This window comes from Aestuariimicrobium kwangyangense DSM 21549 (assembly GCF_000421525.1).
In the GTDB taxonomy this organism is placed as follows: Bacteria; Actinomycetota; Actinomycetes; order Propionibacteriales; family Propionibacteriaceae; genus Aestuariimicrobium; species Aestuariimicrobium kwangyangense.
Genome location: NZ_ATXE01000002.1, coordinates 527989 through 542604 on the forward strand (window position 1 = coordinate 527989; position 14616 = coordinate 542604).

A 14616-nucleotide genomic window follows, 5' to 3' on the forward strand; every position below is an offset into this window, starting at 1 on the left:
CTCAGGTCAGCTTGGACGTGACCGTCGTCAGGTCGAAGCTCAACGACGTGGCGTTGGGTGAGACGCCGTGGATGTCGGGCTTGGTGACGATCAGGTTCGGCAACAGGAACAAGAAGTCCGCGGCCGCATCGTCCGCGAGGATCTTGGCAGCCTGCTTGTACTTCTCGATGGCGGTCTGCTCGTCGGAAGCATCGGCCTCGGCCATCAACGCCTGGAAGGTCGGATTGTCGTAGTGCCAGTAGTACTTGGGGTTGGCCCAGTTGCCCAGGTCGTGTGACTCGACGTGCGCGACGATGGTGAGGTCGTAGTCACCCTTGGTGTAGACGACGTCGAGCCAGCGTCCGGGGAACTCCAGCACGTCGGACTTCAACGTGATGCCGGCGGCCTTCAGTTGTGAGGTCAGCAACTGCACCGCACCCGTCGCATAGGGCAGGCTCGGCACCCGCAGGCGCAGGGTCGGGTTCTTGATGCCCGACTCGGCGACCAACTGCTTGGCCTTCTCGACGTCGTAGGGGTAGGTGTTCGACAGGTCCTCGTACCACGGGTCGGTGGGAGGCACCATCGAGCCGATCAGGGTTCCCTTGCCGCCCCACACCGTGTCGATGACGGCCTGACGGTCGATGGCGTGGCAGATCGCCTGCCGCAGCTTGAGGTTCTTCAGCGCCGGGGTGTCGTGGTTGAAACCGAGCACCACCTCACCATTGGTGGTTCCCTCGAGCACCGTGAACTTGGCCGGGTCGGAGAACTGCGGAAGTGTCTGAGGAGCCGCCACGTTGGAGATGATGTCGAGATCACCCGACAGCATGGCGGCGTTCATGGCGTTGGCGTCCTTGAAGTAGCGCCAGGTCACCTTGTCGAAGCGGGTGCCCGTACCCCAGTAACTGCCGTTCCTGACCAGGGTGATGTCGGAGCCCTTGTTCCAGGAGTCGAACGCGAACGGCCCCGAACCCATCGGCTTGGTCGCCAGGGTGGTGAACCCTTCGGGGTCGATGACCACGCCGGAACTCGAGGTCAACGAGTACAACCATTCCTGGCTGGGCTTCGACAGCGTCACCGTCAGGGTCTTGTCATCGGTCGCCCCGATCGTCTCGACCATCTGGTGGCGAGCCTTGATCACGGCGTTGCCGGTCTGGCGCAGCAAATTCAGAGACTTCATCACGGCCTCGGCGTTGACGGGCGTGCCAGAGGCGAACTTCGCTCCGCTCTGCAGGGTGAAGGTGTAGGTGAGCCGGTCATCCGAGACGGTCCAGGCGGTCGCCAGCAGGGGACGCAGTTGGCCGTCACCGTCGATCTTCACCAGCGTCTCGTAGACGTTGTAGAGCAGCACCTGGGGAATGGCCGCGTCGTTGTTGGTGACCAGGTCGAAGGTCTCGGGCATCGTCACGGCCCCGATGAACAGGCTCCGGCCGGGATTGGACGAGGAGGGCTGTTCGCCGGTCTTCGACGTGCTGCACCCGGCTGCCGCGACGACGGCGGCCGCCGCCACTCCCGCGATCAGGCTGCGGCGCCCCAACTGGGTCCGTCCCCAAGAATTCTGACCCATCCGGTGGGGTTCCTTCCCTCTGCCCTTGACCCGGTCGGCCCAGAGACGGGCAAGAGTCTACAAGCCGAACCGCTGCGACGGCGTCCCCACCCGACGGGCGGTCAGGACGGCAGGGCTGGGACACTGGGGCCCATGAGCACGCCCGACCCCGACCCGCGGCCGAACCGGGCGGCGGTGGCCGCCAGACGCATCACCCTGCGAGCCTTCGACGTCAGCGAGCGGACGGCCCGCTGGTCATTGGCCGAGCAGCGCACGCGCGTCTCACGGTGGCGGGGGCGGGCCTTCATGATCGCGCAGTCCGCCCTCGCGGCGGCGCTGGCCTGGTTCATCGCCAACGACGTGATGCACCGCTACCTACCGGTCTTCGCCCCGGTCTCGGCCATGCTCGCGCTCGGCATGTCGTTCGGGCAGCGGACCAGTCGGGTGCTGGAGGTGTGCCTGGGGGTGGCCATCGGGGTGCTCATGGGCGATGCGTTCATCGTGGTCTTCGGCACCGGCTGGTGGCAGGTGGCGCTGGTGATCTTCGCGGCCATGAGCGTGGCCACCTGGGTGGGGGCTCGTCCGCTGATGATCAACCAGGCGGGCATCCAGGCGGCGACGGTGATGACCTTGTTGCCCGACCCCACCCGAGCGGGCAGCAGGTTCGTGGACGCGCTGCTCGGTTGTGCCATCGCCCTGGCGTTCGCGATGGTCGCACCCACCTCGCCGGTGCAGAGGCCCCGGATCAGGGCGGCGCAGGTGCTCACCGAGGTGGCCCAGACCTTGCATGCGGCCCGGGATGCGCTGGCCGCCGGCGACCAGGAGGCGGCCGAGCGCACCCTGATCCAGGCGCGAGGTTCGGAGCGCGCGCTGTCGGCACTGTCGGCTGCGGCGGCTGAGGGCGTTGCGGTGGTGCGCTACTCGCCCTTCCAGCGCGGGGAGCGCGACCACGTTCAGCAGGTGGCCGACCTCGTCGCGCCACTAGACCGGCTGACCCGCAACCTCCGAGTGCTGGCTCGCCGCGCTGTGGTGTTGGTGTGGCGCGAGGAGCAGATCTCGGACGAGCACCTCAGGCTGATGGGCGAGGTGGCACTGGTGACGGACTTCTGCGCGGCCGAACTGCGGGCACGAAGGCTGCCGGAAAGGGCCCGGGAGCGGATCGTGGCCGTGGCGCGCGAGACCAGCCACCTCGAGTTGGGCTCGCTGTCGTCATCGGTGGTGGTGGCCCAGTTGCGATCGATCTGTGTCGACCTGTTGGAGTTGACGGGGCTGGACTATCCCGATGCCCGTGAACTGGTTCCCGAGATGGACTGAGAGGTCTTGTCCACAGGTCGCAGTCGGTTGCCGGGGTTGTCCACAGATCTTCGAAGGCCCTCGAGGTCCGACCCCTCTGCGTGAGAGTGTCGACGGCGTGAGAGAGGGTGCGGAGGACGCGCCCCGCGCAAGGAGGTCCGATGACGCCGACGTTCCCCCCGCGGGTGATGGCGCCCATGCTGGCGCTCGGAGTTCTGGTGACCGGGTGCACGGGTGGTGGAGGCAACCCCACGGTGACGCCCAGGGTCTCGGCGACGAGTGGCTCGGCTCCCACGGCGAAGCGGACGAGCGCGACCCCCTCGACGAGCGCATCCTCGGCTGCGAGTTCGGTGTCAGGTACGCCAACGATGGTGTCGGGGAGTCCGGATGCGGCGCTGGTGAAGGAGGCCTTGGCCCTGAACCAGAAGGAGTTCGAAGTGGTCTCGGCTCTGGAAAGGAGCGGGGTCCCTCGTGGCACCCGCCCGACCGCCATCACGGACATCATGCTGCCTGGCGACGGCCTAGAGGCCAGACTGAACATACTCTGGAAGATCTGGGAGGACGGCGCTCATGCCACCTCGGAGAGTCGCCAAAGAATGTCTGGGACGAAGCTGGCCGACGACCCGGACGGCGCTCTCGTAGCTGTCTCATCTTGCCGTGACGCATCCCACTGGACCTTCGAGTACCCAGATGGCGCGAAGAAGACAGGCACTTTTGCTAGGTACGTCGTCTACGTGAAGAGGGACTCAGCAGGATCGCTGAAGGTTTCCGACTGGTCCAGCGAGCGAGTCAAGTCATGCGTCTAGTTCGTCCGCTGCTCGCGGCAGCCCTGTGCGGAGCGCTGACCATCAGCGTGGCTTCGCACGCGGAGGCGAAGGAGAAGAAGCGTGAGACCGCTATCAGGTATGACGACCACAGGTCCCCCTCCGGGGCTGATGTGACTGTGGCAATCAAGACGAAGAGCAGCGACGCAGGTGGGATTGCTGGGCCGCTCATCAACGGTCAAACACGCACGCACACCAAGTCGTCCATCACCAACACTTGGAACAACATGGCTGCCGGCTGTGACGTGATGTTCACCGACCTGCGCACCAAAGGCCTGCTCAGCGCCGAGGGCAGCATCGCTCTCAACAACACCTATCGGCAGGTGTGTGCCCCGGGACTGCCCCTCGCTCCTCCGAAGCAGAAGGCGCCGCCTCCCAACCCGGCACTGCTGGGGCTCGAGGCCGTCACGAACCTTCATCTGCCCGCGCCCACCACCTCCTTCGGACCCAACCCCGAGGGCAACGAGTGGGGCATGATCCCGGTGCACTACAACGTCTGGTTGTGGACCGACACGTCAGGCACACTGTCGAGCTCGACCACCGTCCGCGGCTACACAGTGACCCTGCAGGCCCGCCGAACATCCCTCGACGTCGACATGGGCGACGGCACCGTCGTCCACTGCACCGCCACGACTCCCTACTCCCCCGCTCGCGCTCCGCATGGGGAGGCTTCCCCCACCTGCGGTCACGCGTACACGAAGGCCTCCTTGCCGGAGGGCAACTACACCGTGACCACCCGCGCCACCTGGCGGGTCACGTGGACCGCGCTGGGCCAGTCGGGCGTGGAGAGCGTGACCACGGACTCAACCGCTTCCTTACCGATCGGCCAACTGAGTGCGGTCCTGGTCAAGATCCCCGGTACCTGACGGCTTCGTCCTCCACCCTGTCGGGATGAGGCCGCAGATGGTTCCATGGTGCCCATGAGCGAGAACACCCAGAACGAGAAGCATCTGAGCAAGAGCCTCGAAGACAGCACCGTGAGTGCCTCGGCCGTCGTCCAGGCACCCGCTGAGGTCATCTTCGAGCTTGTCGCCGATCCCGCCAAGCAGCCCTCGTGGGACGGAAACGACAACCTTTCGAACGCCGACCAGGGCCAGCGAGTACACGCCGTGGGCGACGTGTTCGTCATGAACAACACCTCGGGCAAGATCAAGCACAACCGAGTCGTCGCGTTCGAGGAGGGCCGGACGATCGCTTGGGCCCCCGCTGACGCCGGGGAGGAGCCCACCGGGCATGTCTGGCGCTGGGACTTCGAGCGCGTCCAGGACGGCACCCGCGTGACGCACAGCTACGACTACTCCCAGCAGAGCCACCCCGGACGTGTGGACTACGGCAAGAGGTTGCAGCCCGAGGCCCTGCTGGCATCGATCGAGCGCCTCAAGGCCCTCGCCGAGAAGTCCTGAGGGGACCCGTTCGGGGAGGAGCCCGCCGCGATTTGAGCTCTCGCCGGAGTCTGTGTAAGCTTCTACAAGTACCGACGCGGGGTGGAGCAGCTCGGTAGCTCGCCGGGCTCATAACCCGGAGGTCACAGGTTCAAATCCTGTCCCCGCTACGAAAAGGCCTTGTGAAACTGGATTCATGTCCGGTTTCGCAAGGCCTTCTTGGTTCCCCCGGCTACAGCTACACCCCGAACTTGGCCTTGGCCTCGGGAGTGACCGGGGTGAACAGGTTCACGAGCGCGAACTCCTGAGGACAATGAGGCGCAATCTCGACCTCTACCTACCGCAGTAGCGCCGGTCCCACGTGCCTCCGGGCGGCAGACCGGGTGAGGGACGAGGGCGACTCCGCCAAGAACCGCGCTCGCGACGAGCCACCTAGCGCCCGTCCAGTTCCGCGAAGATGTAGGGCAACACCGGACCGATCACGTCGACCGCGTCCTGCACCCCGCCCCGCGAGCCGGGAGCGCACAGGACGAAGACCGAGGGTTCACCTGCCCGGACGATGACTCCCGCGATCTCGCGTGACACCACCGCCGGGGCGGCGTGGGCGATGCCGCGGCGTCTGATCTCCTCGGCGATGCCCGGGATCTGGAAGGTGAGGAGTTCGGCCACCGCATCGCTCGTCCGGTCGGCGGGTCCGATTCCCGTCCCTCCGCAGGTCATGACGAGCCGAGATCCGTCGGCGATCGCCGAGCTCACCGCAGCGAGCAGCTGTGTCGGATCGTCGGGGACCACCATTCGCGCCACGTCGACAGCCAAGGCCGCCAGCAGACGTTCGGCGAGTGCCCCCGCCCGGTCGTCGTCGGTGTGGTTCACCACCTCGTCCGACACCGTGATGACGGTCGCTCGGATCACCGGTCTGGTCATGCGCCATGCTAACCAGACCAGGGATGTGGGACGAGGGCCGTGTGGACGGAATCGCTCGCCTCGGGAGCGCGCAGAAGTCCGGGCGCAGGACGGGAGCCCTCGTGCGAGGCCCTCCACAACCAGCGTGACTGCTCGCGCGACCACCGTGGCCGAATCGCTTTACTCCACCGGGGCCCGGTGGTAAGTCTGGTCCCGGCAACGGTGCCGGCCGGGGACCTCTGGGCCTCGCATGGAGGAGGAGACGATCGTGGTTGATCGGATTGCCGAGATCTGGGGAACCAGGACTCCCTACCCACGAGACGGACTGTGGCCGGTACGCGTCGACCAAGCCCTGGCCGAGGGCGTCACGGAGGCCGACATCGACCGGTGGGTGCAGTCCGCGTGCGTGCTGTGCAGCAACGGCTGCGCCTGCGACATCGCCGTCAAGGACGGAGCGATGGTGGGTATCCGGGGGCGCGCGGGGGACCTGGTCAACCATGGCCGCCTGGGACCCAAGGGCCTGTTCGCCAGTTGGCAGGGCATGTCGCATCCGGACCGTCTGACGCGCCCCCTGATCCGCGAGAACGGCGAACTGGTCGAATGCGACTGGGACACCGCCATGAACCGCATCACCGAACGCAGCCGGGAGCTGTTGCGGACCCGTGGCCCGCTGAGCCACGGCTTCTACACCAGCGGCCAGCTGTTCATCGAGGAGTACTACGCCCTCGCCATCATCGGGAAGGCGGGCATCGGGACCCCCCACATGGACGGCAACACCCGCCTCTGCACGGCCACAGCTGCAGCGGCCATGAAGGAGAGCTTCGGCGCCGACGGACAGCCGGGGTCCTACACCGACATCGACAGCTGTGACGCGATCTTCCTGTACGGGCACAACATGGCCGAGACGCAGACGGTGCTGTGGTCGCGAGTGCTCGACCGCATCGAGGGACCCGACCGACCGAAGGTCGTGTGCGTCGATCCGCGTGACACTGAGGTGGCCCGCCACGCCGACGTTCACCTTGCCGTGCGACCCGGCACGAACATGGCGCTGATGAATGCGCTGATCCACGAGGTCCTGGCGAACGGTTGGTGGGACGAGGAGTACGTGCAGGCGCACACGACGGGCCTCGAGCAGCTGAAGGCGACCGTGGCGGACTGGACCCCCGAGAAGGCGGCGGGGATCTGCGACGTGAGCGCCGACGACATCCGCGAAGCCGCGCGGATCTTCGGCACCTCGGCCCGGGTCCTGTCCACCGTGCTGCAGGGGTTCTACCAGTCAGCGCAGGCCACCGCGTCGTCCTGCCAGGTCAACAATCTGCACCTGCTCCGGGGGCTGCTGGGGCGTCCGGGTTGCGGCATCCTGCAGATGAACGGCCAGCCCACAGCGCAGAACAATCGCGAGTGCGGGGCGGACGGCGACCTGCCGGGGTTCCGGAATTGGGAGAACCCGAACCACGTGCAGGAACTCGCCGACCTCTGGGACGTCGATCCCCTGACCATCCCCCACTGGGCACCGCCGACGCATGCGATGCAGATCTTCCGCTACGCGGAACAGGGCTCCATCGAGTTCCTCTGGATCTCCGCGACCAACCCTGCGGTCTCAATGCCTGACCTCTCCCGGATCCGCAGGATCCTGGAGAAGCCCGAGCTCTTCGTCGTGGTGCAGGACCTCTACCTCACCGAAACCGCACAGGCCGCCGACGTCGTGCTGCCGGCCGCGGGCTGGGGCGAGAAGACAGGGACCTTCACCAACGTCAACCGGACCGTCCACCTCTCCGACAAGGCGGTGGACCCTCCCGGGGAGGCGCACACCGACCTCGACATCTTCCTCGACTACTCCAAGCGAATGGGGTTCACCACCCTGAGCGGTGCTCCCCTGCTGAGTTGGTCAGGTCCCGAGGACGGCTTCCGTGCCTGGCAGGAGTGTTCGCGTGGTCGTCCGTGTGACTACACCGGCATCAGCTACGACCGGCTCCGAGGCGGCAGCGGCATCCAGTGGCCCTGCAACGAGGAGAACCCGGACGGGCGCGAACGGCTGTATGAGGACGGAGTGTTCGCCACGGATCCCGACTACTGCGAAAGCTACGGCCACGATCTGCTCACGGGCGCGACCGTCGGCTCCGAGGCGTTCCGCGCCACCGTGCCGGCGGGACGCGCCATCCTGAAGACGGCTGACTACTCCCCGCCCCACGAGGAGCCCGACTCGGATTACCCGATGCGCTACACGACCGGTAGGACCGCCTATCACTTCCACACCCGGACGAAGACGGGACGGTCGCGGCCTCTCCGGCAAGCCGCCCCGAGCGCCTGGGTGGAGCTGGGGCCGAACGACGCCCAGCGGCTCGGCATCCAGGAGGGCGACATGGTGCGCGTCAGCTCACGGCGAGGCAAGATCGAGGTGCCGGTACGCATCAGCGACATTCGTGACAACACCGTCTTCGCACCGTTCCACTACGGGTACTGGGACGCCGGTGGCTCCCCGGGCGCGCACCCCACGGCGGCGAACGAGCTCACGCTCACCGAGTGGGACCCCGTCTCGAAGCAGCCCGTGTTCAAGAACGCGGCTGTGAAGGTGGAGAAGATCGGTCACGCCAACGGACCCGCGCCGGCACCCACCACGACCGCGTCACGCCCAGTGGCGGCAGCCAGGAACCGGATGAGGCCGACCGTGGGCGGCAGCGACGCGCACGCGACGGAACAGGTGGATGCGGTACCGCCGCCACATTTCCCCGAAGCAATCAAGCCGGGCGCCTCAGCCCCCGTGTTCTCGGGCGCACGTCAAGGGCAGGTGGGCCGGCCATGAACGTCAACATCTACCTGGGAATGCTCCACCGCGCCGAGACGACTTTGGCGGAGTCGTTCCGCCAGGTTGCGGACGGCCACGCCTCCGAACCGGATGTGTACGCCCTGTGTCACACCCTGGCCAAACAATGTGACGAACACAGCGATCGGTTGCAGCCCGTGGTCGAGCGCTACGGCGAAGCGTCCGACGGCGAACCGGAACGCCTCCACGCCGAGGGTCTGTCCACCACGCGCCAAGGCCCACTGGGACTGCTTCGCGACCTGCAGGACCTCTACCTGCTGGGCAGCTTCGTCGACGTGACCTGGACCATGCTCAAGCAGGCCGGTTCGGCGCTCCACGACGAGGAACTCCTGGATGTGGTGGCCCACTGTGACCACGAGACCTCGGTCCAGCTCCGCTGGCTGCAGACCCGCATGAAGCAGGCGGCACCGCAGGCCCTTGTCGCAGCGCGCTGACATGATGACCCCGTCGCTGCTGGAACGGCTCACGTCACGACGGACCACACTGGGGCCCGCGCTGTACGCAGCCGCGCTCTCGCTGATCGTCCTGGGTCTCACCGGTGCCGTCGGGATCGCGCTACGTCTGCCATGGCTCTTCCCGAGCCTCGGCCCCACCGTGATGCTGTTCTTCGAATCACCCGAGCAGCCCTCTTCTCGTCCGGTCAACGCCGTGGTGGGTCACGGCACCGGGCTCATCATGGGGGTCGTCTGCCTGTATGCGCTCAGGGTCCAGCACACACCGTCGGCGCCGGTCGGTGGGCTCACGCCCTCCCACGTGGCCGCTGGCGCCCTTTCCGTCGCGCTCACCACGCTGGTGCTCACCTGGCTCCGCACCCCGCACCCACCAGCCGGAGCGACGACGCTGATCGTGAGCCTCGGCATCCTGACGACCCCACGCCAACTGCTGTCCATGGTCGGGGCCATCCTGCTCATCACGGCCGCAGGATGGGGACTCAACCTGCTCCTGGGAACTAAGCCCGCATCGGCCACACAGAAGACCTGAGCCCAGACCAGAGGGGTCAGAACAGGCGACTCAGAGCCCTGCCCTTTCGGGCGCGCTCAGCGTCAGGATGGCGCGCTCGATGTTGCCATGGTTGTTGAGACGATCCTCGATCACCTGCAACTCGTGGGCGAGGTCGGACTCGGCAAGGTTCCCTGCCAGGTCGACCGCCGCGATCAGCAACACCTTGCCGGGACCGACGTAGACCAGGTAGAGGAAGCTGACGCGCTCGATCAGCGTCTGCTCCAGCAGCATGTTCATCGCGGCCTGTCTGGTCTTCTCGTTGACCGCCTGCCCGGTGAGGAAGTCACGATTGCGCGCGATCAGGAAGATGGCGACCACCCCGAGCAGTACCCCGACGAGGATCGAGCCAACCGCGTCGTACACGGGATTGCCCGTGGCCTGGTGGAGGCCGATGCCCAGAGCCGCGATCAGCAGACCGGCCAGGGCAGCGGCGTCCTCGGCGAACACAGCCCGCAGCGTGGGGTTCGAGGTGGAACTGACGAAGTGCAAGGGATGAAGGCTGAGGCTGCGCGCCTGGCTTCGCACCGACCGCAGGGCCTGCAGGAACGAGATGCCCTCCAGCACGAAGGAGATGCCCAGGACGACATACCCCCACGTGTAGTTCGCCTCTGCTTCCGGCGCGCTCAGTGCGGTGATGCCGTGCCAGGCCGAGACGATGGACCCCGCCCCGAACAATCCGAACGCTGCGATCATCGACCACACGTACGCCTCGCGACCGTAGCCCAAGGGGTGGGAGTCGTCCGCCTCCTTGGCCGATCGGCGTTCGGCCACCAGCAGGAAGATCTCGTTGCCGGTGTCGGCCCAGGAGTGAGCCGCCTCCGCGACCATCGAGGCGGAGCCCGTCAGGAGGGCCACCACCGACTTGGCGATCGCGATGAGGGTGTTGGCCACCAGCGCGATCACGACGGTGACCATGCTCTCGGTGCCCGGGGAGTCGTCCTTCTGGCTGGACGCGGGTGTGTTCACGCCGTGAGTGTAGACGCCGGACCCGCCCGCGAAAGGGCTGATGGAGAAGCTCGAACAGCTCCTGGTATTGGACATCTGTACGAATCAGGAATAGGATGCTGACATACCGTCGGTTCTCTCCCACGGCCGCCTTTCGTTCTGCCCAGAAATTGTCAGAGCCCCTTCCTATGGTCATGAACGTGGGAATGACCGAAGGGGGATGGCGATGAACGCAGATTTCTTTGACATCGATGCCGCGACGGACGAGGCGTTCGACGAGTTCGCGGAACTGCTCGAGGTGAGCCTGGAGACGCTCGAACTCGAGAGCAAGGTGACGATCCGTCAGCTGGCCGGGCACCGCAGCCAGAAGCTGATGGAGGTGACGAAGACGGCCACCGGTCTGACGGTGTTGGCCCTCGACAACAAGCTGTTGCCGGCCTCGCGTCGGTTGACCCCAGCCGGCATGGCCCACCTCCGGGCCCTCGGCTTCCAACACCTCCGGCAGTTGCCGGGCTACTACGTGCGCGTCTTCGCGCTGTCCAATGGCACCCGCGCGGCCGACCACGTCTGCTCGGCCCTGCGCGAGTCGTACGGACTGCTCCACCCGGCCCTGCTCGCCCAGCCGCTGATCCAGAGCCGGGCGGTCGAGCCGTTCGACGCGCCCGCCCTGCCCCGCGAGGCCGACGACGAGGTCGAGATCGTCGACAGGTACCACCTCGACATGCTCATCGAGTGTGCCTTCGACTTCAAGGGTGAGGCCTTCCACCGTTCGTCCGATGGCTGGGTGCAGGGCATGTGGGGGTCGGTGCCTGTCTCGGTTCGCCCGAGCGACGATCTCGGACGGGTGGTCCTGCGCTCCACGGTGCTCGCCCATCTGGTCGATCCCGGCCGGGCAGCGATCGCGGTGGACCTGCTGAACGTTTCGGCATGGCCGTTCGACTACTCCGTGGTCGACGACCGCATCTGCCTCCAGGCCGTGATCGCGGCCACGCCGTTCAGCGTCGGCCGGCTGGTCGAGACCCTGCACGACCTGGCGGCCGAAGCGAGGGCGAGCCGTTCAACGGCCAAGCGCTGCCTCGCCCAGGAGCCGCCCGTGCTCCCCCGCCACACGGATGGCGACGACTTCACCACCGGTCGTTTCAGCTGACCCCCGGTCGGCCCGCTGAAGGCCGAGGGCACCCTTGGCCCACCTGTGCCAAGCTGAACCCCATGGCCTCGTCCGGACTGCACTACGACCTGATCGACCACACCCTCGACAACGGGCTGCGCGTGGTGGTCAACCCCGACCCTTCCAGCCCGGGGGTGGCGGTCAACCTCTGGTACCAGGTGGGTTCACGCGATGAGGTCGCGCAGAGGACGGGCTTCGCCCACCTCTTCGAACACCTGATGTTCCAGGGCACCTGGACCGGTGTGGGTGTGGGCGAGCACCTGGCTGCGATCCAGGCCACGGGTGGCGGCGCCAACGCAACCACCAGTTTCGACCGCACCAACTACTTCGAGACCGTCACCCCGGGGGCCCTCGACCTGGCCCTGTGGCTGGAGGCGCAGCGGATGGAGGCCCTCAAGGTCGACCAGACCAACCTCGACACCCAGCGCGAGGTCGTCAAGGAGGAGAAGCGCCAGCGCTACGACAACCAGCCCTACGGGGACACGTTCGAGTTGCTGACCTCCCTGGCCTTCGGCGCCGACCATCCCTACGGGCACACCCCGATCGGCTCGATGGCCGACCTCGACTCCGCCGACCTGGCCGACGTGCAGGCTTTCTACGACCATTGGTACTGCCCGTCGAACGCGGTGCTGGTCCTGGCCGGCCAGATCACCGCGGACGAGGCCCTGACCCGCGCCCAGCACCACTTCGGTGCCATCCCCGCGCGACAGCGCCCGACCCGGGCCACCATGGGCCTTCCCCAGGTCGACCTGCGGGGGGCCAGGCATGTCGTCCACCGTGACGTCCCCCGAGACACCGTCCACCTCGTCTGGCCCGTTCCGCCCCAGCACTCCGGCGACGACCTCGCCCTCGACGTGGCACTCGGCCTGCTCTCGGGTGGGCAGTCGGCCCGGCTGCACCAGCGACTCGTCCGTGAACTCGAGGTCGCCGAGGGGGTGAGCGCCTCCACCCTCGGACTGGTGGCGGGCACCAACCTTGCCCTGGTCAGCGCCCGCGTCCGTCCCGAGTCGTCACCAGCACAGGTGCGCGACCTGCTCCTGGCCGAGATCGTGGCACTCGCCACCGAAGGGCCCACCGACGAGGAACTCGATCGGGCCGATGCCCAGACCGAGCGCGAGTGGCTCGAAGAACTCGCGACCGTGGAGGCTCGCGCCGACGAGATCAACCAGTGGACGTCCACCACGGGTGACCCGACGGCCATCAACCGCCACCTGGCCGACCTGTCGGCGGTCACCGCCGACGACGTCAGCCGCGCGCTGGGCACGCACCTCGCCCCCGAGGACGTCTTCACCCTCGACTACCTGACCGCGTCGAACCCCCTGCCCGCTTCGGAGAAGGAAGCCCGTCGATGACCCCGATCACCGAGCCCACCACCCCCCGCCACCTGCGGCCGTCGGTGATCGCGGCGAACCCTTGGCTGTTCCCCATTCCCGAGATCGCCCGGTTGGCGAACGGCCTCGAGATCTGGGCCTACAACCTGCCCGGCCAGCACGTCATCGCCCTCGACCTCACCCTCGACATCGACCTCTCGGTCGAGCCCAGGCAGCTGGAGGGCATCGCCACCATGGCCCTGCGCACCTCGGACGAGGGCAGCCACGACCACCCCGGCCCCCGGTTGGCCGAAGCCCTGGAGTCGGCGGGCGCCGCCTACGACGGCGCCATCAACCACCACTTCACGGGCTGCAGCCTGGACGCACCGACCACCCGCATCCAGACGGCCCTCGACCTCTTCCGCGAGATCCTCACCACCCCGGAGCACAACCCGGCTGACCTCTCCCGTCACGTCTCCCTGCGCCTGGCCGAGATCGAGCAGGAGCGAGCCTCCGGGCCCGCCACCGCGAACCGGTCGACCCGCCAACTGATGTGGGGCCGCGAACAGCGACGGGGCCGTCCGAGCGGGGGCACCGCCGAGACCCTGCACCGCATCACCCGCGACGACCTGGCCGCGTTCCACGCCAGCACCTGGCGTCCGGACGTCGCCCGGGTCGTGATCGCCGGCGACCATCCCGACCTGATCGGGCTGGTCACCGAGGCGCTCGGCGACTGGGTTCGCCCGACCACACCGGCCGTCACCACCGCCGAGGTACCCACTGCCCTGCCCGCAGCGGGCGCGGGAGTGGTGCACCTCGTGGATCGTCCCGAGGCCGTGCAGGTGGACCTCCGCATCGGTGGGGTGGGGCTGTCACGGCGCGACCGCGACCTGCCCGCCCTGCAATTGGCCGGAGTCGCCGTGGGTGGCAGCTTTCTCAGCCGACTGAACGAGCGGCTGCGGGAAGACCTGGGCTACACCTACGGCATCGGCTTCAGCCACCGACCCTCGTCCAGCAGTTCGCGCTGGCAGGTCAGCACCAGTGTGCGCACCGAGGTCGCCGCCGATGCCCTGGCCGAGACCATCCCGCTGCTCGACCTCGGGTCCCGCCCGCTCACCGATCGCGAGGTGGACGATGCCCGGGCCCAACTCGTCACCATCGCACCGCTGCGTTACGAGACCGCCTCCGCGATCGTCGGGCAGGCGGCGGCCATCGCCACCGACGGGCTCGACGTCGACTGGATCAACCGCTACTTCGCGCGCATGTCGGCCACCGACCCCGACGAGGCCACCGCGGTCTTCAGTCGGGTGGTCACACCGCAGAGCCAGCAGACCGTCATGGTCGGCCCCGCTGAGGCCCTGCGACCCGCCCTGGAGGCCCGCGGGTTCACCGTGCTCCCCCACCGGGCCGACGACTGATCGTCAGCAGCCGGGCCGAGGCCCA

At 67.5% G+C, this 14616-nt stretch carries 13 protein-coding genes and 1 tRNA gene; 11 read left to right on the plus strand and 3 right to left on the minus strand.

What is annotated here, in order from left to right; all coding sequences use genetic code 11:
* Nucleotide 1: 1 nt before the first annotated feature.
* The gene (locus H507_RS0109115) at nucleotides 2-1543 is read right to left on the minus strand and encodes an ABC transporter substrate-binding protein (RefSeq protein ID WP_022910410.1); all 1542 of its coding nucleotides are present in this window, start codon (nucleotides 1541-1543) and stop codon (nucleotides 2-4) included.
* A gap of 132 nt (nucleotides 1544-1675) precedes the next feature.
* Here H507_RS0109115 and H507_RS15835 point away from each other — a divergent pair, with 132 nt between their 5' ends.
* From H507_RS15835 to H507_RS0109140, 5 genes are all read left to right on the plus strand, one after another.
* Nucleotides 1676-2836, plus strand: a complete 1161-nt coding sequence (locus H507_RS15835; RefSeq protein WP_022910411.1) for an FUSC family protein — start codon at nucleotides 1676-1678, stop codon at nucleotides 2834-2836.
* A 140-nt stretch (nucleotides 2837-2976) separates the two neighbouring features.
* Nucleotides 2977-3621: a hypothetical protein gene (locus H507_RS0109125; RefSeq protein ID WP_022910412.1), complete on the plus strand. Its 645-nt coding sequence runs from the start codon at nucleotides 2977-2979 to the stop codon at nucleotides 3619-3621.
* Nucleotides 3612-4505, plus strand: coding sequence for a hypothetical protein (locus tag H507_RS15840; protein ID WP_169512701.1), 894 nt, complete (start codon nucleotides 3612-3614; stop codon nucleotides 4503-4505). Before H507_RS0109125 ends, H507_RS15840 begins: the two co-directional genes overlap by 10 nt.
* Nucleotides 4506-4559: 54 nt before the next feature.
* A complete protein-coding gene (locus H507_RS0109135; protein WP_051139763.1) occupies nucleotides 4560-5042 on the plus strand; it encodes an SRPBCC family protein in 483 nt (160 codons plus the stop codon).
* Nucleotides 5043-5117: 75 nt separating this feature from the next.
* Nucleotides 5118-5191 (plus strand) — tRNA-Met (locus H507_RS0109140).
* Nucleotides 5192-5453: 262 nt separating this feature from the next.
* Here the strand turns inward: H507_RS0109140 and H507_RS0109145 are convergent.
* Complete coding sequence (locus tag H507_RS0109145; protein WP_051139733.1) at nucleotides 5454-5945, minus strand: MogA/MoaB family molybdenum cofactor biosynthesis protein; 492 nt, start codon at nucleotides 5943-5945, stop codon at nucleotides 5454-5456.
* Nucleotides 5946-6192: 247 nt separating this feature from the next.
* On the opposite strand from H507_RS0109145, the gene H507_RS15845 reads away from it, so the two are divergent.
* Genes H507_RS15845 through H507_RS0109160 form a run of 3 tightly spaced genes read left to right on the plus strand, consistent with a single transcriptional unit; the run spans nucleotide 6193 to nucleotide 9729 of the window.
* A complete protein-coding gene (locus H507_RS15845; RefSeq protein ID WP_084707761.1) occupies nucleotides 6193-8727 on the plus strand; it encodes a molybdopterin oxidoreductase family protein in 2535 nt (844 codons plus the stop codon).
* The gene (locus H507_RS0109155) at nucleotides 8724-9182 is read left to right on the plus strand and encodes a ferritin family protein (RefSeq protein ID WP_022910417.1); all 459 of its coding nucleotides are present in this window, start codon (nucleotides 8724-8726) and stop codon (nucleotides 9180-9182) included. The genes H507_RS15845 and H507_RS0109155 overlap by 4 nt, the downstream gene beginning before the upstream one ends.
* Nucleotide 9183: 1 nt before the next feature.
* The gene (locus tag H507_RS0109160; RefSeq protein ID WP_051139734.1) at nucleotides 9184-9729 is read left to right on the plus strand and encodes an HPP family protein; all 546 of its coding nucleotides are present in this window, start codon (nucleotides 9184-9186) and stop codon (nucleotides 9727-9729) included.
* A 30-nt stretch (nucleotides 9730-9759) separates the two neighbouring features.
* On the opposite strand, the gene H507_RS15850 is transcribed toward H507_RS0109160, so the two are convergent.
* Entirely contained in the window at nucleotides 9760-10716 is a 957-nt protein-coding gene (locus H507_RS15850) for a cation diffusion facilitator family transporter (RefSeq protein WP_245558885.1), read from the minus strand.
* A 205-nt stretch (nucleotides 10717-10921) separates the two neighbouring features.
* Here H507_RS15850 and H507_RS0109170 point away from each other — a divergent pair, with 205 nt between their 5' ends.
* The 3 genes from H507_RS0109170 (at nucleotide 10922) to H507_RS0109180 (ending at nucleotide 14591) form a co-directional block, all read left to right on the plus strand.
* Entirely contained in the window at nucleotides 10922-11842 is a 921-nt protein-coding gene (locus tag H507_RS0109170) for a TY-Chap domain-containing protein (protein ID WP_026378032.1), read from the plus strand.
* A 62-nt stretch (nucleotides 11843-11904) separates the two neighbouring features.
* Complete coding sequence (locus tag H507_RS15855) at nucleotides 11905-13215, plus strand: M16 family metallopeptidase (protein ID WP_022910421.1); 1311 nt, start codon at nucleotides 11905-11907, stop codon at nucleotides 13213-13215.
* Nucleotides 13212-14591, plus strand: coding sequence for a M16 family metallopeptidase (locus H507_RS0109180; RefSeq protein ID WP_022910422.1), 1380 nt, complete (start codon nucleotides 13212-13214; stop codon nucleotides 14589-14591). The genes H507_RS15855 and H507_RS0109180 overlap by 4 nt, the downstream gene beginning before the upstream one ends.
* Nucleotides 14592-14616: the final 25 nt, after the last annotated feature.

What these genes read in the sequence shown, in the direction of transcription:
- H507_RS0109115 (WP_022910410.1), bottom strand. Translation starts at nt 1,543, where the DNA reads ATGGGTCAGAATTCTTGGGGACGGACCCAGTTGGGGCGCCGCAGCCTG.
- H507_RS15835 (WP_022910411.1), top strand. Translation starts at nt 1,676, where the DNA reads ATGAGCACGCCCGACCCCGACCCGCGGCCGAACCGGGCGGCGGTGGCC.
- H507_RS0109125 (WP_022910412.1), top strand. Translation starts at nt 2,977, where the DNA reads ATGACGCCGACGTTCCCCCCGCGGGTGATGGCGCCCATGCTGGCGCTC.
- H507_RS15840 (WP_169512701.1), top strand. Translation starts at nt 3,612, where the DNA reads ATGCGTCTAGTTCGTCCGCTGCTCGCGGCAGCCCTGTGCGGAGCGCTG.
- H507_RS0109135 (WP_051139763.1), top strand. Translation starts at nt 4,560, where the DNA reads ATGAGCGAGAACACCCAGAACGAGAAGCATCTGAGCAAGAGCCTCGAA.
- H507_RS0109145 (WP_051139733.1), bottom strand. Translation starts at nt 5,945, where the DNA reads ATGACCAGACCGGTGATCCGAGCGACCGTCATCACGGTGTCGGACGAG.
- H507_RS0109155 (WP_022910417.1), top strand. Translation starts at nt 8,724, where the DNA reads ATGAACGTCAACATCTACCTGGGAATGCTCCACCGCGCCGAGACGACT.
- H507_RS0109160 (WP_051139734.1), top strand. Translation starts at nt 9,184, where the DNA reads ATGATGACCCCGTCGCTGCTGGAACGGCTCACGTCACGACGGACCACA.
- H507_RS0109170 (WP_026378032.1), top strand. Translation starts at nt 10,922, where the DNA reads ATGAACGCAGATTTCTTTGACATCGATGCCGCGACGGACGAGGCGTTC.
- H507_RS15855 (WP_022910421.1), top strand. Translation starts at nt 11,905, where the DNA reads ATGGCCTCGTCCGGACTGCACTACGACCTGATCGACCACACCCTCGAC.
- H507_RS0109180 (WP_022910422.1), top strand. Translation starts at nt 13,212, where the DNA reads ATGACCCCGATCACCGAGCCCACCACCCCCCGCCACCTGCGGCCGTCG.